The organism is Promicromonospora sp. NPDC060204 (assembly GCF_042728455.1).
Taxonomy (GTDB): Bacteria; Actinomycetota; Actinomycetes; order Actinomycetales; family Cellulomonadaceae; genus Promicromonospora.
In genome coordinates this window covers 1-18,436 of sequence record NZ_JBHWZO010000001.1, presented here as the reverse complement: position 1 = coordinate 18,436, position 18,436 = coordinate 1, and the positions used below count along the sequence as shown (strand labels likewise).

The window sequence follows — 18,436 nt, the reverse complement described above, 5'->3', positions numbered from 1 at the left end:
CGGAGGTCGGTGGTGGGTACCGAGCCGACGACGGCGACCTCGCCGCCGGCGGGGATGCACACCCCCGTGGTGATGACGGCGGGCGGGATCGTCTGGCGTCGTCGGGCCGGCAACGTGCAGGTGCAGCTGGTGCACCGCCCCCGCTACGACGACTGGTCGTGGCCCAAGGGCAAGCTGGAGACCGGCGAGACCTTCCAGGGTGCCGCGATCCGTGAGGTCTCCGAGGAGACGGGCAAGGAGATCGTGCTCGGCCGCCCCCTGCCCGGCCTGCAGTACCTGACGCCGGAGGGTCGGGTGAAGCGGGTGCACTACTGGGCGTCCCGCCGGGCCCGACGCGGCCGGGACACCGCGGGGCTCGCGGCCCGCGCGCCGGTCGGGCCGGTCGACCGCGAGGAGGTCGACACGGCGGAGTGGCTGGACGCCGCCGACGCGGTGAGCCGCCTCACCCGCGCCTCCGACCGCGGGCCGCTGAACGCCCTGCTGGCCGCCGAGGCCGAGGGCGCGCTGGACACCCGCGCGCTCGTCATCGCGCGGCACGGCCGGGCGGTGTCGCGCACCTCCTGGCACGGCGCGGAGCGCGATCGCCCGCTCACGCCGCTCGGGCACGGGCAGGCCGCCGCGCTGGTGCCGGTGCTGGCCGCCTACGGCGTCGAGCACGTGATCAGCTCCCGCTGGGAGCGCTGCGCCACGACCATCGACCCGTACGTGCGGGCCGCGGGGCTGCGCCCGAGCTACAGCGAGTACCTCACGGAGGCGCAGCACGAGCGGTCGCCGTCGCGCGTCGCGGCGACCGTGGGCGAGCTGCTGGAGGAGACCACCGAGTCGTCGGTGATCTGCACCCACCGGCCCGTGCTGCCGACCGTGCTGGACGTGCTCGCCCAGCACGCGGAGGGCACCGTGGCGGACGGCCTGCCGCGGCAGGACCCGTTCCTCGAACCCGGCGAGGTGCTGGTCGCGCACGTCGCCGAGACCCCCTCGGGACCGCGCGTCGTGGCCACGGAGAAGGTAGGTCCGCAGGTCTGGTGACCAGATCGACCAGGATCGTGGTGGACACACGTTTCATTTCGGCGCACTATCGGTCTCCATGAGCAGCGACCAACGACCGCCGAGACGGCCGGCCATGCTGGACCCCCGGGACGCCGACGCGCTTCCCGGCGAGACGGACCCTGCCCTGCGTGACGAGATCGCCCACGCGACGGCCAGGGCGCTCGTGGACCGCGCCCGCACCGCCGAGGACCCCGCCGTGGTGGAGCGGCTCATCCACCTCGTCGAGAACGAGGGGCTGGACACCGTCGCCGGCCTGTGGGCCGACGCCGCCCCCGTCTCCCTGCCCGGCGCGCTCTGGCGTCTGTACGTGCTGCGCGAGTGGGTGCGGCGGGACATGCCTACCGTCATGCTCAGGTATCGACTCGGTGTGGACGCCGCCCCCGTCCAGGAGGCCGTCGCGGGTGTGCCGAGCCCGCCGGAGCCCGGTGACCTGCAGATACTCGCCGACGCCGTGCTGTCCGGCGTGTTCACCGGAGACCTCGCCGTCGCGCTCGAACGGGCGGGCGCGTTCTGCCGGATCCTCTCGACCGGCGCGGCCTTCGACGCGGACTCCCGCGAGGTCGCCGACCCCACCGGCGCGACCCGGATGACCCGGGGCGCCAGCTCGCTGCTGCGCACGGCGGAAGAGCTGGAACGAGCCGGTGACCTGTGGAGAACCGGCTCCCTGGAGTAGGCCCGCACGCTGTCAAGTCCTCCGCGCGGGCGCGCCCTGTGACGTCCGACCCCCTTGGCAGATCCGCGTACGGGACTACGATGGTCCATGCGACGCCGGGCTGCGGTAGCCCCGGGCTCCACCTCAAGCCGCTACGAGCGGCCCCGCGCCGAGAGGCGCTCCCGGTTCGGCGTCGCCCAACTCTCCCCGCATCCCGGCCCACGGCACCGTGCACCCTGCCTCGGCACGTGCGCTGTGCCGTGTGTCACGAGTCGCCAAAGCATGACCTTGCAAATTGGCGATAGTCGGCAACGGCTCTACGCTGAGCAGGTTCCAGAGCCCTCAGAACGGGAGCCCTCGTGCGCCTTACTCCGCGCGACACCACGTACTTCGATCTACTGGCCGCCCTGGCCCAGCACCTCGTCCGGGGCTCGTCCCTGTTGGCGGAGCTGCTCGGTGCCGACAAGGCAGGCCGCGAGAAGCTGGCCGACGAGATGCACGACGTAGAGCATCTCGCCGACGACGCCACGCACTCGATCATGCGGCGTCTCAACCAGACCTTCGTGACGCCGTTCGACCGCGAGGACATCTCCAGTCTGGCCTCGGCCCTGGACGACTGCATGGACGAGATGGACGAGGCCGCCGACCTCATCGTCCTCTACAAGGTCGAGGGCCTGCCGGACCGCGTCTCCGACCAGGTCCAGGTGCTGCAGCGGTGCGCGGAGCTCACGGCCGAGGCCATGCCCCGCCTGCGCTCGATGGACAAGCTCGCCGACTACTGGGTCGAGGTGAACCGCCTGGAGAACCAGGCGGACAAGCTGCACCGCAAGCTCATCGCCCAGCTCTTCGACGACCTGGCCGGCGACCCGGTCCAGCTCATGAAGCTGAAGGAGATCGTGGAGGTTCTCGAGAACGCCGCGGACAGCTTCGAGAAGGTGGCGAACATGGTCGAGACCATCGCCCTCAAGGAGTCCTGAGTTGGAGGTCGCCCTCGTCGTCCTCGTGGTCGCGCTCGCCCTGAGCTTCGACTACACGAACGGCTTCCACGACGCCGCGAACGCGATCGCCACGTCGGTCTCGACGCGGGCGCTGACGCCGCGCGTCGCGCTCCTCATGGCGGCGACCATGAACTTCGCGGGCGCCCTGCTGGGCACGGAGGTCGCGGAGACCATCGCCACCTCGATCGTCGACCTCACGGGCGCGAGCACGCACGCGGAGCTCGCCGTGGTGCTGTGCGCGCTGCTCGGCGCGATCACCTGGAACCTCATCACCTGGTGGTTCGGGCTGCCGTCGTCGTCCACCCACGCCCTCATCGGCGGGCTGGTCGGGGCCGGGCTCGCGGGCGGCATGACCGTCTACTGGTCCGCGATCGTGGACAAGGTCGTGCTCCCCATGGTCGTCTCGCCGGTGGTGGGCTTCGGCCTGGCGTTCGCCGTGATGATCGCCGTGCTGTGGATCTTCCGCAACGCCGCACCGGCCAAGACCCACCGGCGCTTCCGCATCGCACAGACGGCCTCCGCCGCCGCGATGGCGCTGGGCCACGGCCTCCAGGACGCGCAGAAGACGATGGGCGTCATCTACCTGGCGCTGCTCAGCGTGGGCTGGGCGAACCCGGACACCGGCATCCCCCTGTGGGTCAAGCTGTGCGCGGCGGCGGCCATCTCCGCGGGCACGTACTCGGGCGGCTGGCGCATCATGCGGACGCTCGGCCGCAAGATCATCGAGCTCGACCCGGCGCGCGGCTTCGTGGCCGAGTCGGTCTCGGCGCTCGTGCTGTACGTCAACGCGTTCGTGCTGCACGCCCCGGTCTCCACCACGCACACGATCACCTCGGCGATCATGGGCGTGGGCGCCACCCGCAGGCTCTCCGCCGTGCGCTGGGGCGTGGCCAAGAATATCGCGATCGCCTGGGTCCTCACCATCCCCGCGGCCGCCCTCGTGGCGGCCCTGGCGACGTGGGCGCTCTGGCCGTTCCTCACCTGACCCGACCCCCGGAGGAGCGCTCCGCGCGCGACCGCCCCGGGGGGCGACTTGGGATCGGGCGACTTAGCATCGCAGCATGAGCACTGGTCACACGGCATCGAGCGCCTCCGCGCAATCGGCCCACCGCAAGGCAACGGCACTCGCCTTCGCCGCCGCGGTGGGCGGCTTCTTGTTCGGCTTCGACAGCTCCGTGATCAACGGAGCCGTGGACGCCATCCAGGGTCAGTTCTCGCTCAACCCGACGATCACCGGGCTCGTGGTCGCCGTCGCGCTGCTCGGCTGCGCGCTCGGCGCCTGGGCCGGCGGGCGCCTGGCCGACCGCTGGGGCCGCACCCACGTCATGGTGCTCGGCGCCGTGCTGTTCTTCGTGTCGTCGATCCTCTCCGCCATCGCGTTCTCCGCCGTGGACCTCGCCGTCTGGCGGTTCATGGCCGGCGTCGGCATCGGCATCGCGTCGGTGATCGCGCCCGCGTACATCGCGGAGATCGCGCCGGCCGCGATGCGCGGCCGCCTCGGCTCGCTGCAGCAGCTCGCGATCACCATCGGTATCTTCGCGGCCCTGCTCTCCGACCAGATCCTCGCGGAGTCGGCCGGCGGCGCCGCCAACGTCCTGTGGCTCGGCTGGGAGGCCTGGCGGTGGATGTTCCTCGTCGCCGTGATCCCGGCCGCCGTCTACGGCATCCTCGCCCTGCGCATCCCCGAGTCGCCGCGGTACCTCGCCGCGAAGGGCCGCGACGACGAGGCGCGGTCCGTCCTGGCCAGCGTCCTCGGGCCCGACGAGGACGTCGACGACCGCCTCGCGCAGATCCACCGGAGCATCGTGATCGACGAGGCCAACGCCTCAGAGGGCTCGCTGCGGGGCAGCGCCCTGGGCCTCAAGCCGATCGTCTGGGTGGGCATCCTGCTGTCGGTGTTCCAGCAGTTCGTCGGCATCAACGTGATCTTCTACTACTCGAGCACCCTGTGGCAGGCCGTCGGGTTCGACGAGAGCCAGGCCTTCCTGGTCTCCACCATCACGTCGATCACGAACGTCGCCGTCACGTTCATCGCCATCGCGCTCATCGACAAGGTGGGCCGCCGTCCGCTGCTGCTCATCGGCTCGGCCGGCATGACCGTGTCGCTCGGCCTCATGGCACTCGCGTTCACGCAGGCGACCGGCACGGGCTCCGACATCTCGCTGAGCGGCCCGTGGGGCGTCATCGCGCTGATCTGCGCCAACGCGTTCGTCGTCTTCTTCGGCGCCTCGTGGGGCCCGCTCGTGTGGGTGCTGCTGGGCGAGATGTTCCCCAACCGCATCCGTGCCGCCGCCCTCGGCGTCGCCGCGGCCATGCAGTGGATCGCCAACTTCGCCATCACCCTGACGTTCCCGCCGCTGCTGTCCGCGTTCGGCGCCAGCGTGCCGTACCTGATGTACGCGGCCTTCGCGGCGCTGAGCTTCTTCTTCGTGTTCACCAAGGTGCCCGAGACCAAGGGCATGGAGCTCGAGGACATGGGCGACGAGTCCCGCGCCGGGGCCTAGACCTCGGCAGGCGAAGCACGGCGCCGCTCCCCATCCGGGGGGCGGCGCCGTTTTCTTTCGTGCGCCAGTCGACGGTGTTGCGCAGGTCACACCGCCGTCGTCGGCCCGCCCGGCCGGAGACGCTTGCATTCGGCAACCATCTGGATATAGTTGCTCTAAGCAATCAACCGCGAGGCACCCATGACTTCCCACAGCAGCCCGACATCGTCCGGCACCGAAGCCCCCGCCGTCGCCCTGATCACCGCGCTCCAGAGTCTCTCCCGCGCCCAGCGGGAGGCGGCGGCACGTATCGCCCACGAGCTCGACTGGCCCAGGGCCGGCGTCGCCGTGCTGCACCTGCTCGACAGGTGCGGCCCGGTCTCCCTGTCCGACATCGCCGCGCGCCAGCGCGTCGACCTGTCGGTCGCGAGCCGCCAGGTCAGCACGCTGGCCGACGCCGGGTACGTCGTCCGGACCGTCGACGACGAGGACCGCCGGGTCCGGACCGTCGAGCTGACCGACGCCGGCCGGGCCCTCGCGGCCGAGGCCACCGAGCAGTACAAGAAGCTCATCGACCAGGCGTTCGCCACCTGGTCCCCCGAGGACCTCGCCGAGGCGACCCGCACGCTGGACCGCCTCGTCGACACCATCAGTGCGGACATCACGCACCGGAAGACCCCCCAGAACCAGCAGGAGTGTGCATGACCAGCCCCAACACCACGACCACGGTGGCCGAGCCCGACCACCTCCAGGGCGAACCACCCGCCATGACGCACACCGAGGTTCTCCGGGCGCTGTCCGGGATCCTCCTCGGCATGTTCGTGTCGGTCCTCGCGATGTCCGTCGTCTCGTCGTCCCTGCCGAAGATCATCACCGACCTCGAGGGCGGCCAGTCGGCCTTCACCTGGGTCGTGACGGCGACCCTGCTGACCTCGACGATCTCGACCCCGATCTGGGGCAAGCTCGCCGACCTCACCAACCGCAAGACCCTCATCCAGATCGCACTGGTCATCTCGGTGCTCTCGGCGGCCGCCGCGGGCTTCTCGCAGGACGTCGGCCAGCTCATCACGTTCCGTGCCTTCCAGGGCATCGGCGCGGGCGGCCTGCAGTCCCTGGCCGCCGTGCTCATCGCCGACATCATCAGCCCGCGCCAGCGCGGCCGGTACATGGGCCTCATGGGCTCGATCATGGGTATCGGCATGGTCGGCGGCCCGATCCTCGGCGGCTTCCTCACCGACGCCATCAGCTGGCGCTGGAACTTCTTCGTGGGCCTGCCGTTCGCGATCGCCTCGATCATCGTGCTGCAGCTGACCCTGAAGCTGCCCAAGCGGCCGAAGGGCTCGGCCCGGATCGACGTCATCGGCGCCACGCTGATCTCGGTGGGCATCGCCACCCTGCTGCTGTGGATCACCTTCGCGGGCAGCAAGTTCGACTGGATGTCCTGGCAGACGGTCGCGATGGTCGGCGGCTCCCTGGTGATCCTCGCGATCGCGGTGCTCGTCGAGCTCCGCGTCAAGAACCCGCTCATCCCCATGTACCTGTTCAAGAACCGCACGCTGGTGCTCGCCGTGATCGGCTCGGTCGCCGTGGGCGTCGCGATGTTCGGCTCGTCGGTGTTCCTGAGCCAGTACATGCAGCTCTCGCGCGGCAAGACGCCCACAGAGTCCGGCCTCTACACCATCCCGATGGTGGTCGGCCTGTTCCTGTCGTCCACGGTCAGCGGCCAGCTCATCTCGAAGACCGGCCGGTACAAGCCGTTCATGGTCGTCGGCGGCGTGCTGCTGACGGGTGGCCTGCTGCTCCTGTCGACGCTCGACTACCAGACCTCGTTCGTGCTGGTGTCGATCTACCTGTTCGTGCTCGGCGCGGGCGTCGGCATGCTCATGCAGAACATGGTGCTCGCCACGCAGAACACGCTGCACATCAAGGACTCGGGCTCGGGCACGTCCACCGTGACGTTCTTCCGCTCGCTCGGCGGCGCGATCGGCGTCTCCGCCCTCGGCGCGATCCTGGGGCACAGCGTGAAGGAGAACCTGAAGACCGGGGTCACCGAGATCGCACCGGAGCTCGTCAAGCAGGGGATCGACCCGTCGGCGCTGTCCTCCGGCGGCGGCACGCTGCCCGATCTCTCGACGCTCCCGGCCCTGCTGGTCGAGGTCGTGGAGAAGTCCTACGCGAACGGCATCGCGGACATCTTCCTCGCCGCCGTCCCGCTCGCCCTGGTCGCCCTGGTCTGCGTCTCCCTCATCAAGGAGGTGCCGCTGGGTCACCGGTCGGGCATCGACCAGCTCCAGGACCTCGAAGCCACCGAGGTCTAAGGCGTAGCAAGCGGGGGATTTCGTGCCCGCGGGCTGTGATCCGGGCGCTTGACGCGTCATCATGGGCGCATGCTCTCGAGTACAGGCAGATCCAGCACGGACGCGTCCGAGGACGGTGTCGCCGTCGGCCACGGGGCCGACGGCGACACCGCCGACGAACGGAGGACCGTTCCCGGGCCGTTCGAAGGCCTGGAGCGCGAGGTGCGCCTGGTGATCCGGCGCGCGCAGTCCAACGGCACGTCGATCGCGCAGCGGGTCCACCCCGAGCTCGACGCGAGCGCGTACCCCCTGCTGGCGCACATCGCCGAACGGCCGGGGGCGCGGGGGTCGGACCTCGCGACCTTCTTCGGCGTCGGGCGCGCCACCGTGTCGCGGCAGCTCAGCCGCCTGGTCGAGCTCGGCCTCGTCGAGCGGACCGTCGACCCCGACGACAGCCGGGGCCAGCGCATCACGCTGACCCCCGACGGCGTCGACCGCTTCGAGCGGGCGCGCACCAGCCGGGTCGCCATGCTGGAGGGCGCGCTCGCGACCTGGGACACCGACGACGTCGCGCAGCTCGCGCGGCTCCTGAACCGCTATTCGGCCGACATCGTGGCGTGGAAGCAGAGCGCGCACTGACGCGGTGGTCCCGGCGTCAGCGGCGCGCCCCGTCTCACCGACCTGGCAGGGTCAGCTCTCCTCGAACGTGAGGCTCACCGAGTTCATGCAGAACCGGTCGCCCGTCGGGGTCTGCGGCGCGTCGTCGAACACGTGCCCCAGGTGGGAGCCGCAGTTCGCGCAGCGCACCTCGGTGCGCACCATGCCCAGCGAGCGGTCCTCGATCAGCTCGACGGAGTCGCCGGCGAGCGGGCTGTAGAACGACGGCCAGCCGCAGTGCGAGTCAAACTTGGTGTCCGAGCGGAACAGCTCGGCGTCACACGCGCGACACCGGTAGACGCCGTCGCGCTTCTCGTCCAGCAGCTCGCCCGTCCAGGCCCGCTCGGTGCCCGCCTGGCGCAGCACCGCGTACTCCTGGGACGAGAGCCGCTCGCGCCACTCCTGGTCGGACCTCGAAATCTTGTACGTCATCTCAACACCTCCGCACAGAGCAACTTCCCGCTCACCGCCGGTGTTCCAGCGGTGACAAACACGTAAGGCCTTCCGACCGGTCGTCCGGTCGGAAGGCCCCACGAGGTCCTGGCGTCAGCTCGCGGCGGACGCGTTCGGGTTGCCCGCGCCGCGGCCGCGGCCGCCCCGGCGGCGACGGCGGGGTGCGCCTGCGCCGTCCGGCCGCGGGAAGTGGTCGGCCGCGGTACGCCCGCCGCCCGACGCCGGACGCGCGGCCCCGCGCTGCCCTGACGCCTGGCCGGCGCCGCCGGTGCCCTGACCGCGCGACTGGCCCTGGCGACCGCCGCCCTGCGCGCCCTGGCCGGAGCCCTGGCGTCCGCCCTGGGCGCCGCTCTGGCCGGACCCGCCCTGGCCGGACCTGCCGCGCCCACCCTGCCGCCGGGGCTGGCCCTGACGGACCGGCTGCTGCGGGGCCGGCGGCACGTACTCGACGTACGGCGCGACCTCGCCGACGAGGCTGGTCACGGTGGCGTCGCCGGGGGCGACGTCCTGCGGGCGGGCGGTGATCTTCGCCTTGCGGGTCAGGTCACGCACGTCCCCGCGCTCCTCGGGGAGCATGAGGGTCACGACGTCGCCGCCGGACCCGGCACGCGCCGTACGGCCGGAGCGGTGCAGGTACGCCTTGTGCTCGGCGGGCGGGTCCACGTGCACCACGAGCTCGACGTCGTCGACGTGGATGCCGCGGGCGGCGATGTCGGTCGCGACCAGCACCTTGACCTCGCCGGACGAGAACGCGGCGAGGTTGCGCTCGCGCGCGCCCTGGCCGAGGTTGCCGTGCAGGTCGACGGCGGGCACGCCCGCGGCGGTGAGCTGCTTGGCGAGCTTCTTGGCCTGGTGCTTGGTGCGCGTGAACAGGACGCGACGGCCGGTGCCCTGCGCGAGCTGCTGCACCACGTTCTTCTTCGCGTCCTTGTCGGCCACGGCGAGGATGTGGTGCGTCATCTGCGGCGGCGGCGCCGCGGCGTCGTCCACGGAGTGCGTGACCGGCTGGTGCAGGTAGCGCTTGACCAGCACGTCCACGCCGTTGTCGAGCGTGGCCGAGAACAGCAGGCGCTGTGTGCGCGCGGCCGTCCGGTCGAGGATCCGCTTCACGCCGGGCAGGAAGCCGAGGTCGGCCATGTGGTCGGCCTCGTCGAGCACGGTGATCTCGACGTCGTCGAGCGTGAGGTGGCGCTGGCCGAGGAGGTCCTCGAGGCGTCCGGGGCAGGCGATGACGATGTCGACGCCCGCGTTCAGCGCGGTGACCTGGCGCGACTGCGCCACGCCGCCGAAGATCGTGGTGGTCTTCAGACCGAGGGCCTGCGCCAGCGGCGCGACCGAGTCGTCGATCTGGTTGGCGAGCTCACGCGTCGGGGCCAGGATCAGCGCACGGGGCCGACCGGCCGCGCGGCGCGGCTGGCCCGACGCGGCGGAACGGGCGCCGGACGTCGCGAGACGCGTCACGACCGGCAGGGCGAACGCGAGGGTCTTGCCGGAGCCGGTGCGGCCGCGGCCGAGCACGTCGCGACCGGCGAGGGAGTCCGGCAGGGACGCCGTCTGGATGGGGAACGGCGAGGTGATGCCGCGGTCCGTCAGAACCTGCACCACGGGTGCGGGCAGACCGAGGTCGGCAAAGGTAGTCAAAGGAGATGGGCCTCTCGGGCTCGGTGGCGGCGCGTACCGCGCCGGTGGTCCGCCGTGCTCACACCGGCGGGCGGGTTGCTCACCCGGGCCGGGGCCACGACGTCGGGCGGCCGATGCCGCCCACGACCGAACATTCTCGCACGTTCGCCGGCCCTTGACTGCGGCGCACGTCACGTTCGGTGTGGTTCTATGTGGCGCATGAATTCCGCAACGACCAGCTCCGCCGGACCGTTCGCCACCATCGGCGACGTGCTCGGCACCATCTGGACGAACGCGGTCACCCCGGTCGACCCGCCGGCCGACCTGATGGTCCTGGCCATGGCGGCGATCGCGCTGGTCGTCGTCTTCTTCCGACCCCTGTGGCACCTCGCGCGACACGTGATCACCATCGCGCACGAGGCGTCGCACGGCCTGGGTGCCCTGCTGACGGGCCGCAAGCTGGAGGGCATCCGGCTGCACTCCGACACCTCCGGCCTCACCGTGTCGCGCGGCAAGCCCCGCGGACCGGGCATGGTCATCACGGCGTTCGCGGGCTACGTGGGCCCGGGCCTCATCGGGCTCGGGGCCGCCTGGCTGCTCAAGCTCGGCTACGCCGTGGGCCTGCTGTGGCTGCTCGTGGCCCTGCTCGCGCTGCTGCTCCTGCAGATCCGCAACTGGTTCGGCCTGTGGTCCATCCTCGTGAGCGGCACCGCGCTCGTGTTCGTCACGTGGTTCCTGGCGCCCGAGGTGCAGAGCGCCGTCGCCTACGCCGTGACCTGGTTCCTGCTGCTCGGCGCGGTGCGGCCGGTGTTCGAGCTCCAGGTGCAGCGCTCCCGCGGGCAGGCCCGGACGTCCGACGCCGACATGCTCGCCCGCCTCACCGGCGTCGGCGGCCTCTTCTGGGTGACGCTGTTCCTGCTCGTCACCCTGGGTGCACTCGTGCTGGGCGGTTCGTGGATCCTCGGCGTGGCGCTCTGACCCGTCCCCCGCGCACCGGCGCCAGGGCGGCGTCCGCCGCACGACGAAGGCCCCCGGCACCCACCTGACAGGTGGTCGTCCCGGGGGCCTCGGCCGTTCGACGCCCCGGAGGGCGCCGGAAGGTCACGCCGTCGGCGTGAGCACGAATCCCGGACCCTCGGCACGCGGGTCAGCGTCCAGGGTCAGCGTGTCCAGGGCAGGTGCGGCCTGCGCCTCGACGAACACGTTGGTGGAGCCCGAGGCGTCGACGACCTGGTCGTCGGGCTGCGGGGCCGGAACCAGCGCGAGCTCGAAGTTCCCCGGCTGGTCGGAGGCCTGCGCGATGCGCAGACCACCCTCGACCGGCACTCCGGCCTGCTGAGCAAGGTCCTGGACGGCGGTACGAGCGTTGTCAGTCACGGTGAGCACGATGAGCTCCTCAGATTGGTTCTCGTGGTCCCGACCACCGAACCAAGCCCGCCCTCTCACCGCAAGCGTGAGACGCATTTAACCCGATATCTCCCACTGGGTGGGACAGCGCATGACAGCGGCCGAGAGAAGACGTATGGTGCCCCGCCCGGAGGGCCGCACCACCATCCTGGAGCTGACCGGTAGGCTTTCTACTCGCGCCGCCCGGTCGCCGGGCGCGCGGGCCTCTAGCTCAACTGGCAGAGCAGCGGACTTTTAATCCGCGGGTTCCGGGTTCGATCCCCGGGGGGCCCACCTCTCTCACCTGCGCACTCGCCCTCCTCCGGGCTCCCGCCCTGCGGTCCGCCCAGCGGATACGTAGCATCGAGGCGGACGGCATCATGCGCAACGTGGCCCGCATTCTCACCGCGCTGGCCCTCCTGCTGGCGGGCGTCGGACCGACGCCGGCAGCAGCGGCCGCACAGTGCTTGCTGCCCGACGGCGGCCGCGGCGTCCACGTCTGGATCAAGTCCCCGACCACGCGCGCGCCCGACGGCTCAGCTGCCGGCCGGACCCGGCCCGCGGGAACCCGGCTGTGCCGGGCCGTCACCTCCGACGCCCAGGTCGTCTACGTCGAGGGCGCCACGGGACTGATCCTCGCCACCCGGCGCGCACCCGTGGCCGGCGGCCCCGCGGGCTCCGCGGGGCGCGCGCACGCGGACGCCGCCCGGCAGCTCGCGGCCAGGTACGGGGTCACCCTCCAGCTCTCGGCGGCGGACGAGGGCGGCCGGCGCGGCTACGTCACGGCGACCAGGGCGCTGCTCACCGGGAGCTACACCCCGGGCGGCACGCTGACCCCCGGCAAGGGGCTGATCCGGCTCGGCAACGGCGCCGACGACATGTCGGTGGCCGGCAGCGGGAACAACTGGTTCCGCAGGTACCTGCTGAACCAGGCCCGCCACGAGATCGCGCACGCGGAGATCGAGCAGCGCTGCGGCACCACCAGACCACCCGTCGCCGGTGCTCCCGGCGCCGTCCGCGCCTCCACCGGGAAGCCCGTGCACGAGCACGTCACCGAGGCGTACGCCGACCTGTACCTGGGGGCGACCACGCGCAGCCCGGGCGGCTACGGCTATTCGACCACCTGGGACGTCCCGCGGGCGAGGGCGATCCACGCGGGCCGCTGCTCCTGAGGCGACACCACCGGGCGACATCGGGCGGCAGTAGTTTCCGGTGATACGGCTTCGCTACACGAAAACATCGCCCGCGCACCTCCACCGGACACTCTTACGCCGCGCCTACGCTGACCTGTACCGTAGTCGCCCACCCGAACGCCGAGGGGCCCACATGGCACAGCTCGACCGTCGCACCTTTCTGGCAGGCGCCGCCGTGGTCGCATTCGACCCGGCCGACTCCCGGTGGCTGAACAGCCTCCCGGAGAACTCCACCGCGATTCAGCTCCCCCACCTGGACGGCGAGCTCGTCACCGACGAGGACGCGCTCACCGAGGCCGCCACCGACTACGGGCACCTGAAGCACCACCGCCCCCGGGCCGTGCTGCGGCCGGGTTCGGTCGACGACGTCGTGACCCTGGTCCGGTTCGCCGACGAGCACGGGCTCGTCGTCGCCGTGCGCGGCCAGGGCCACTCGACGTTCGGTCAGGCGCAGGCCGACTGCGGCGTCGTGATCGACTCGCGCACCCTCGCCACGATCCACGAGATCACGCCCGACCGGGCGGTCGTCGACGCCGGGGTCCAGTGGCTCGACCTGGTCCGCGCCACGCTCGCCGTCGGCGTCGCGCCCCCGGTGAGCACGGACTTCCTGGGCCTCTCGGTGGGCGGCACGCTGTGCGTCGGCGGGATCGGCGGCGCCTCGCAGCACTTCGGGATGCTCGTGGACAACACGGTCGAGCTCCAGGTGGTCACGGGCGACGGCCGCCTGGTCACCTGCTCCGCGGACGAGGAGCCAGAGCTCTTCGAGGCCGTGCTCGGCGGGCTGGGCCAGTTCGCCGTCATCGTGCGCGCCACGGTGCGCCTGGAGACCGCGCCCGCCATGGCGCGCGTCTACACGCTCACGTACCCCCGGATCACCGACCTGACGGCGGCGCAGCGGACCGCCCTGGCCGACGGCCGCTTCGACTACCTGGAGGGCCAGCTCGTCCCCACGGACGACGACGGCTTCGCCTTCGTCCTGGAGGGCGGCGCCTGGTACACCGGCGAGCCGCCCGACGACGCGGCCCTCCTGGCCGGCATCGAGCCCGCCGGCGTCGACCTCGTGGACGTGCCGTACTTCGAGTGGCTGAACCGGATCTACGAGACCGTGGAGCAGATCGAGGCGCTCCGGCTGCCCGGGCCGTGGCTCAACGCGTTCCTCCCGGACGCCGCCACCGACGAGATCGTCACGGAGCTCCTGACCACGCTCACCCCGGCCGACGCCGGTGGGGTGGCCCTGCTCTACCCGGCCCGGCGGTCGCTCCTCACCCGGCCGCTGGTGCGGGTCCCGGACGGCGAGGTCTTCTTCCTGCTCGCGCTGCTGCGCGCGGTGAGCCCCCCGGACGACGCCCACGCCGACCGCCTGATCGCCGACAACGACGCGCTGTACGCCCGGGTCCTCGCCGCCGGCGGCACCCAGTACCCCGTCAACGCCCTGAGCCTGACGCCGGCCGACTGGCGCACCCACTACGGCGACCGCTGGCCCACGGTCCTGCGCGCCAAGGACCGCTACGACCCGCGCGGCGTGCTCACGCCGGGCCAGGGCATCTTCGAGCCGGTCAGCACAGCTTCGCGTACTCCTTGAGCCCCTCGACGGTCGAGGCGACGTCGAGCTCGGTCTGGTCCTGCGTGCCGTCGTCGAGCGCCTTCTGGAGCTGGAGGAACGGGACCCGGATCTTCTCGACCGGGCCCTGGAACTCCTCGGGCACGCGCTCCCCGAGCCGCCCGAGCTCCAGGGCCATGGCGTGCATCTGGTCCGCCGAGGCGGCGTCGAGCCCGTCGCTCGCGCCGACGAGCGCGATGCCGATGCGCTCCTCGAGCGTCTTGTCGCCCTTCACGTACATGGCGGCGCAGGCCTCGTTCGCGTCCAGGGGCGCGTCCGGGTCGGAGCTCGTGGTCGCGCTCGCGCTGCTCGACGGCGTCGCGGTCGCCCCGCCGTCGGCCTCCGGGCCGGCGCCGTCCGCGGAGCAGCCGGAGAGAAGAAGGAGCAGCGTCGCGGTGGCGGCGACGGCGAGCGGTGCGGGACGGACCATGGCGCACATGAAACCACCAGGTCCTGGGAATCCGCGCATCCGGCGGGTTTCGCCGGGGTGACCGACGCGGCGCCCCCGGGGCCGGGCGGTGAACGCTCCTGGAACTCTCCCCGAATTCGTCCGACGGCGCCGGACGGGCCTCCGCCAGCGGCTACCGTGGCGAACAGAGCCGCAGATCCGGAGGTCAGCATGGCCGCTCGTCCCGCAGTCATCGCCCACCGTGGGTACTCCGCGGTGGCCCCGCAGAACACCCTCGCCGCCATCGAGGCCGCCTGCCAAGCGGGCGTCGACCACGTCGAGATCGATCTCCAACCCACCGCAGACGGCGTGGGCGCGGTGATCCACGACGAGACGGTCGACGCCACCACCGACGGCACCGGCAAGGTCGCCGCCCTCACCTCGCGGGAGGTGCTCGCGCTCGACGCCGGAGGCTACTTCGCCCCCGCCTTCTCGGGGCAGCGCGTCCCCACGCTCGACGACGTCCTCGCCGTGCTCGTTCGCCACCCCCGCACGGACCTGCTGCTGGAGCTCAAGGGCGCCTGGAACGCGGAACAGGTCGAGCGGGTCGTGGCGACGATCGACACCGCCGGGTTCGACCGCCGCGTGCTGGTGCAGAGCTTCTGGCCCGGCACGGTGGCCACGGTGCGCGACGTCGCGCCGCACCTGCCGGGCGGCCTGCTCGTCTCGTTCGACCCGCCCGGCCTGCTGCGCCTGTGCGAGCGGTTGAACGTCGTGGCCTGCAACCCGTCCGTCGCCACGATCGCGGGCAGCCCGCGGCTGGTGTCCCGCCTGCACGCGGCGGGCCTGCGGGTCATGTCCTGGACGGCGAACGACCCCGAGGCGTGGACCACGCTCGTGACCGCCGACTCCGGGATCGGCGTCGACGGCGTGATCACCGACCGGCCCGAGCGGCTCACGGGCTGGCTCGAGGGCCGGGCCGGCCAGGCCGCCGCCGCGCTGCCCGTCCCGGGCCGGGGCGGGATCCGGCTGCGCCGCCGCGGGCACGCCCCGGCGCAGCGACTGGCCGTGGGCCACGCGTAACCGCTCCCCGTGTCAGACGTACAGGTCACCCGGGTGACCCGTACGTCTGACACGGCGGGGGATCAGGTGCGGTGCAGCCAGCCGTGGAGCCGGCGGGTCACCCAGGGCAGCACCCAGTACGCCATGATCGGCGTCAGGATCAGCGTCGAGATCAGCACCTTGAGCACCAGGTTGACGTCGCCCCATCCGGGCACGAAGTAGGTGAACAGGGCCGTGAACACCAGGTTCACGGGGAAGAACCCGAGCCAGATGCTCGTGGCCTGCTTCCACCGCGGCGGCACGACGCCGGCGGCGACGTCGGCCGGCTCGTCCACCCGCGTCGGGTCCTCGAACCAGCCCTCGATGCCCGTCCGCTGCTGGTAGCGGAGCTCCTCGACGAGCCCGGTGCCCTGCGCGAGCCAGTCCCGGCGCTCGGCGGACTGCTCCCAGGCGGCGAGCCGCTCGGCGTCGGCGAAGCGGTAGAGCATGTGCCAGTCGCGGGACCCCTCCGCGGCGCGGATCCAGCCCGATCCGAGGAACCCGTCCCAGCGGTTGGCGAGGTTGACGCCCGACTGCACCCAGCGGGTGACCTCGGGGACGTGGTCGGGGTGGACGATGCGGTGGATGGACACGGTCACGGGTTGTCCGGCGGGGGTGGGCACGGATCCGTTCGCGGCCTGATCGTGATGGGCCATGCCCGAAGTCTGATACATGGTCTCGAACGCCTCAATGTGAGCGCGCACACCCCGGGTTGTCCAGCCTTCACGGCTGGGGCACGCTCTCTGCCCGGTTCTTGTGACGCATACCTCCGGTCGGGGGGTTACGCAACTCGTGGAGAGTCGTTCAACATTAAACGTCGTCGCGAGGAACGCATCCCCTGGGCCTTCGGGCCTCGTTCTTCGCGACGATCGCCATGGCCTGCGCGACCCCCTTGCGCGCCGTGGCCTGTCAGCAGCTCGAGCATTCTTCGCCGTCCCCCCGAGGGGATCTCCCCTCACGGTGTCGCCGTGCCCAGCCGCAGAACGGAAATCAGCGTGCCCCAGGCGCCGAACCCCGTCGCGCACAGCACCGTGTGCCTTGCCCTTGTCCCCGAGCACCGGGACCGCCCTTGAGGCCCGGAGACCACGCCCTCGTCCCCCGTCGCACGCGACGCCCGGGCGCCCAGGGTGCCCACGCCGCCGTCCCCGCAGCGGGACACAGCGCGCGATCCGGCCGGATGCTGCGCCGCTCGTCCTTCGCGGTCGCGGCCGCGCTCACCACGGTCGCCCTGACCACCACCGCGGCCGTCAGCTTCACCGGGAGCGACGACGCGACGAACGGCTCCACGACGGCCGCCGAGCCGGCCGTGCAGCCCACGCCGGTCGCCATCACCAGCGCCGTCGTGACCGACCCCGACGTCCGGTCCGCCTCCGAGAAGGCGGACGCCGTCCTGAGCGACGCCGACTACGTGACCCGCGAGGGTGACCTGACGGTCAAGGACCGCAAGAAGCTCCAGGCGGCCACCAAGGAGCTGCGGACCATGCTGGACCGGGCCCGCGACGTCGCCACCACCGCCACGGGGCTGCGGCAGAACGCCGCGGCCTCCCGGAGCACCGAGCGCGCGTCGCTCGCGGAGCGCGCGGCCGACGCGTCGGCCGCCGAGGCGAGCGGGACCACCGACGACGCCGCCCGGGACACCGCGGCGGACGCCACCGATCCGACGAACCTGGCCGTCGCGGCCACGGACGTCACCCCGCTCGGCGGGCAGCAGACCGAGAGCCTTCCCATCCTCGCCACCCCGCTCGCCGACTCCGTCGAGAGCACCGCGGTGGCGAAGGAGGCGGAGCAGGCGGAGAAGTCCGCCGACACCGAGGACGCCAAGGCCGCCGCGAAGAGCGCGGCGGCGGCAGCGCCGTCGGCCGATCGGATCGAGAAGGTGACGACGTCGCTCCAGCGGCTCATCACCAAGACCGACGGTGACGCCGTCGTGTCGGTCGACCCGGGCCCCACGCCCGAGGAGATCGCCGCCGCGAAGAAGGCCGCCGAGGAGCGGCGCGAGGCCCGCGCAGAGCGCAAGGCCGAGCGCAAGGCCGAGGTGGCCCGCGAGAAGGCTGCGGCGCGCGCCAAGCAGATGGCCAAGGCCGCGAAGAGCTACGGCAACGGCCAGATCCCGTCGAGCGTGCTCTGCGGGCTGAGCTTCGCCTCGGGCGAGCAGCTGCGGTGCGACGCCGCGGTGGCGCTCGAGGACCTGAACCGTGCGTTCCGCGCCAAGTTCGGCCGGAGCCTGGACCTGACCGACGGCTACCGCTCCTACGGGGAGCAGGTGGCGGTCGCCGCCTCGCGAGGCGCCCTGGCCGCCGTGCCCGGCACGTCGAACCACGGCCTGGGCCAGGCCGTGGACCTGTCCGGCGGCATCGAGTCGTTCGGCAGCGCCGAGCACGCCTGGATGGTCGCTCACGCCGGGAAGTTCGGCTGGAAGCACCCGGGCTGGGCGCAGGCCGGCGGCAGCAAGCCGGAGGCCTGGCACTGGGAGTTCGGCACGAAGTACTGAGCCGTACGCCTGTACCCGGTCCCGCACCGGGCAGCCCGACCACGAGCCCCGGGTCGCGAAGCCTCGCTTC

18 protein-coding genes and 1 tRNA gene are annotated in these 18,436 nt (G+C 72.2%); 14 read left to right on the top strand and 5 right to left on the bottom strand.

Translation table 11 applies throughout. The features are described 5' to 3' along the window. The first annotated feature begins 9 nt into the window (after window positions 1-9). From ACFWEJ_RS00095 to ACFWEJ_RS00060, 8 genes are all read left to right on the top strand, one after another. Entirely contained in the window at window positions 10-1,026 is a 1,017-nt protein-coding gene (locus ACFWEJ_RS00095) for an NUDIX domain-containing protein (RefSeq protein ID WP_377227160.1), read from the top strand. Between the two features lie 94 nt (window positions 1,027-1,120). Next, window positions 1,121-1,720, top strand: coding sequence for a hypothetical protein (locus tag ACFWEJ_RS00090; protein ID WP_377227205.1), 600 nt, complete (start codon window positions 1,121-1,123; stop codon window positions 1,718-1,720). A gap of 338 nt (window positions 1,721-2,058) precedes the next feature. Next, a complete protein-coding gene (locus ACFWEJ_RS00085; RefSeq protein ID WP_182620292.1) occupies window positions 2,059-2,676 on the top strand; it encodes a DUF47 family protein in 618 nt (205 codons plus the stop codon). A 1-nt stretch (window position 2,677) separates the two neighbouring features. After that, window positions 2,678-3,682 (top strand): anion permease, encoded by a 1,005-nt coding sequence (locus ACFWEJ_RS00080; RefSeq protein ID WP_377227159.1) that lies wholly within the window; start codon window positions 2,678-2,680, stop codon window positions 3,680-3,682. Between the two features lie 76 nt (window positions 3,683-3,758). Next, window positions 3,759-5,201 (top strand): sugar porter family MFS transporter, encoded by a 1,443-nt coding sequence (locus tag ACFWEJ_RS00075; RefSeq protein ID WP_377227158.1) that lies wholly within the window; start codon window positions 3,759-3,761, stop codon window positions 5,199-5,201. A 180-nt stretch (window positions 5,202-5,381) separates the two neighbouring features. Then, the gene (locus ACFWEJ_RS00070) at window positions 5,382-5,885 is read left to right on the top strand and encodes a MarR family winged helix-turn-helix transcriptional regulator (protein WP_377227157.1); all 504 of its coding nucleotides are present in this window, start codon (window positions 5,382-5,384) and stop codon (window positions 5,883-5,885) included. Beyond that, entirely contained in the window at window positions 5,882-7,498 is a 1,617-nt protein-coding gene (locus ACFWEJ_RS00065; RefSeq protein WP_377227156.1) for an MDR family MFS transporter, read from the top strand. The genes ACFWEJ_RS00070 and ACFWEJ_RS00065 overlap by 4 nt, the downstream gene beginning before the upstream one ends. A 69-nt stretch (window positions 7,499-7,567) precedes the next feature. Continuing rightward, a complete protein-coding gene (locus ACFWEJ_RS00060) occupies window positions 7,568-8,116 on the top strand; it encodes a MarR family winged helix-turn-helix transcriptional regulator (RefSeq protein ID WP_377227155.1) in 549 nt (182 codons plus the stop codon). A 51-nt stretch (window positions 8,117-8,167) separates the two neighbouring features. On the opposite strand, the gene msrB is transcribed toward ACFWEJ_RS00060, so the two are convergent. Continuing rightward, on the bottom strand, window positions 8,168-8,566 hold the full coding sequence (gene msrB / locus ACFWEJ_RS00055) for a peptide-methionine (R)-S-oxide reductase MsrB (RefSeq protein WP_377227154.1): 399 nt from the start codon (window positions 8,564-8,566) through the stop codon (window positions 8,168-8,170). A gap of 114 nt (window positions 8,567-8,680) precedes the next feature. Beyond that, a complete protein-coding gene (locus ACFWEJ_RS00050; protein WP_377227153.1) occupies window positions 8,681-10,228 on the bottom strand; it encodes a DEAD/DEAH box helicase in 1,548 nt (515 codons plus the stop codon). 189 nt (window positions 10,229-10,417) lie between these two features. Between ACFWEJ_RS00050 and ACFWEJ_RS00045 the strand changes: the two genes are divergently transcribed. Continuing rightward, on the top strand, window positions 10,418-11,185 hold the full coding sequence (locus tag ACFWEJ_RS00045; protein ID WP_377227152.1) for a M50 family metallopeptidase: 768 nt from the start codon (window positions 10,418-10,420) through the stop codon (window positions 11,183-11,185). Window positions 11,186-11,308: 123 nt separating this feature from the next. On the opposite strand, the gene ACFWEJ_RS00040 is transcribed toward ACFWEJ_RS00045, so the two are convergent. Beyond that, window positions 11,309-11,593, bottom strand: coding sequence for an iron-sulfur cluster biosynthesis family protein (locus ACFWEJ_RS00040; RefSeq protein ID WP_285108667.1), 285 nt, complete (start codon window positions 11,591-11,593; stop codon window positions 11,309-11,311). A 221-nt stretch (window positions 11,594-11,814) separates the two neighbouring features. Between ACFWEJ_RS00040 and ACFWEJ_RS00035 the strand changes: the two genes are divergently transcribed. From ACFWEJ_RS00035 to ACFWEJ_RS00025, 3 genes are all read left to right on the top strand, one after another. Continuing rightward, window positions 11,815-11,887: transfer RNA gene (locus tag ACFWEJ_RS00035), tRNA-Lys, on the top strand. A 95-nt stretch (window positions 11,888-11,982) separates the two neighbouring features. Continuing rightward, window positions 11,983-12,765 (top strand): hypothetical protein, encoded by a 783-nt coding sequence (locus tag ACFWEJ_RS00030; protein ID WP_377227151.1) that lies wholly within the window; start codon window positions 11,983-11,985, stop codon window positions 12,763-12,765. Window positions 12,766-12,919: 154 nt separating this feature from the next. Beyond that, on the top strand, window positions 12,920-14,368 hold the full coding sequence (locus tag ACFWEJ_RS00025) for an FAD-binding protein (protein ID WP_377227150.1): 1,449 nt from the start codon (window positions 12,920-12,922) through the stop codon (window positions 14,366-14,368). Here ACFWEJ_RS00025 and ACFWEJ_RS00020 read toward each other — a convergent pair. Continuing rightward, the gene (locus ACFWEJ_RS00020) at window positions 14,343-14,816 is read right to left on the bottom strand and encodes a hypothetical protein (RefSeq protein ID WP_377227149.1); all 474 of its coding nucleotides are present in this window, start codon (window positions 14,814-14,816) and stop codon (window positions 14,343-14,345) included. The two genes, ACFWEJ_RS00025 and ACFWEJ_RS00020, sit on opposite strands and share 26 nt — an antisense overlap. Window positions 14,817-15,005: 189 nt before the next feature. Between ACFWEJ_RS00020 and ACFWEJ_RS00015 the strand changes: the two genes are divergently transcribed. Further along, on the top strand, window positions 15,006-15,857 hold the full coding sequence (locus ACFWEJ_RS00015) for a glycerophosphodiester phosphodiesterase (protein ID WP_377227148.1): 852 nt from the start codon (window positions 15,006-15,008) through the stop codon (window positions 15,855-15,857). Window positions 15,858-15,919: 62 nt separating this feature from the next. On the opposite strand, the gene ACFWEJ_RS00010 is transcribed toward ACFWEJ_RS00015, so the two are convergent. Next, window positions 15,920-16,531, bottom strand: coding sequence for an antibiotic biosynthesis monooxygenase (locus ACFWEJ_RS00010; protein ID WP_377227147.1), 612 nt, complete (start codon window positions 16,529-16,531; stop codon window positions 15,920-15,922). A 521-nt stretch (window positions 16,532-17,052) separates the two neighbouring features. Here ACFWEJ_RS00010 and ACFWEJ_RS00005 point away from each other — a divergent pair. Continuing rightward, window positions 17,053-18,366, top strand: a complete 1,314-nt coding sequence (locus ACFWEJ_RS00005) for a M15 family metallopeptidase (RefSeq protein ID WP_377227146.1) — start codon at window positions 17,053-17,055, stop codon at window positions 18,364-18,366. The last annotated feature ends 70 nt before the right edge of the window (window positions 18,367-18,436 follow it).

What these genes read in the sequence shown, in the direction of transcription:
- ACFWEJ_RS00090 (WP_377227205.1), top strand. Translation starts at nt 1,121, where the DNA reads ATGCTGGACCCCCGGGACGCCGACGCGCTTCCCGGCGAGACGGACCCT.
- ACFWEJ_RS00075 (WP_377227158.1), top strand. Translation starts at nt 3,759, where the DNA reads ATGAGCACTGGTCACACGGCATCGAGCGCCTCCGCGCAATCGGCCCAC.
- ACFWEJ_RS00070 (WP_377227157.1), top strand. Translation starts at nt 5,382, where the DNA reads ATGACTTCCCACAGCAGCCCGACATCGTCCGGCACCGAAGCCCCCGCC.
- ACFWEJ_RS00065 (WP_377227156.1), top strand. Translation starts at nt 5,882, where the DNA reads ATGACCAGCCCCAACACCACGACCACGGTGGCCGAGCCCGACCACCTC.
- ACFWEJ_RS00060 (WP_377227155.1), top strand. Translation starts at nt 7,568, where the DNA reads ATGCTCTCGAGTACAGGCAGATCCAGCACGGACGCGTCCGAGGACGGT.
- msrB (WP_377227154.1), bottom strand. Translation starts at nt 8,566, where the DNA reads ATGACGTACAAGATTTCGAGGTCCGACCAGGAGTGGCGCGAGCGGCTC.
- ACFWEJ_RS00045 (WP_377227152.1), top strand. Translation starts at nt 10,418, where the DNA reads ATGTGGCGCATGAATTCCGCAACGACCAGCTCCGCCGGACCGTTCGCC.
- ACFWEJ_RS00025 (WP_377227150.1), top strand. Translation starts at nt 12,920, where the DNA reads ATGGCACAGCTCGACCGTCGCACCTTTCTGGCAGGCGCCGCCGTGGTC.
- ACFWEJ_RS00020 (WP_377227149.1), bottom strand. Translation starts at nt 14,816, where the DNA reads ATGGTCCGTCCCGCACCGCTCGCCGTCGCCGCCACCGCGACGCTGCTC.
- ACFWEJ_RS00015 (WP_377227148.1), top strand. Translation starts at nt 15,006, where the DNA reads ATGGCCGCTCGTCCCGCAGTCATCGCCCACCGTGGGTACTCCGCGGTG.
- ACFWEJ_RS00010 (WP_377227147.1), bottom strand. Translation starts at nt 16,531, where the DNA reads ATGGCCCATCACGATCAGGCCGCGAACGGATCCGTGCCCACCCCCGCC.
- ACFWEJ_RS00005 (WP_377227146.1), top strand. Translation starts at nt 17,053, where the DNA reads ATGCTGCGCCGCTCGTCCTTCGCGGTCGCGGCCGCGCTCACCACGGTC.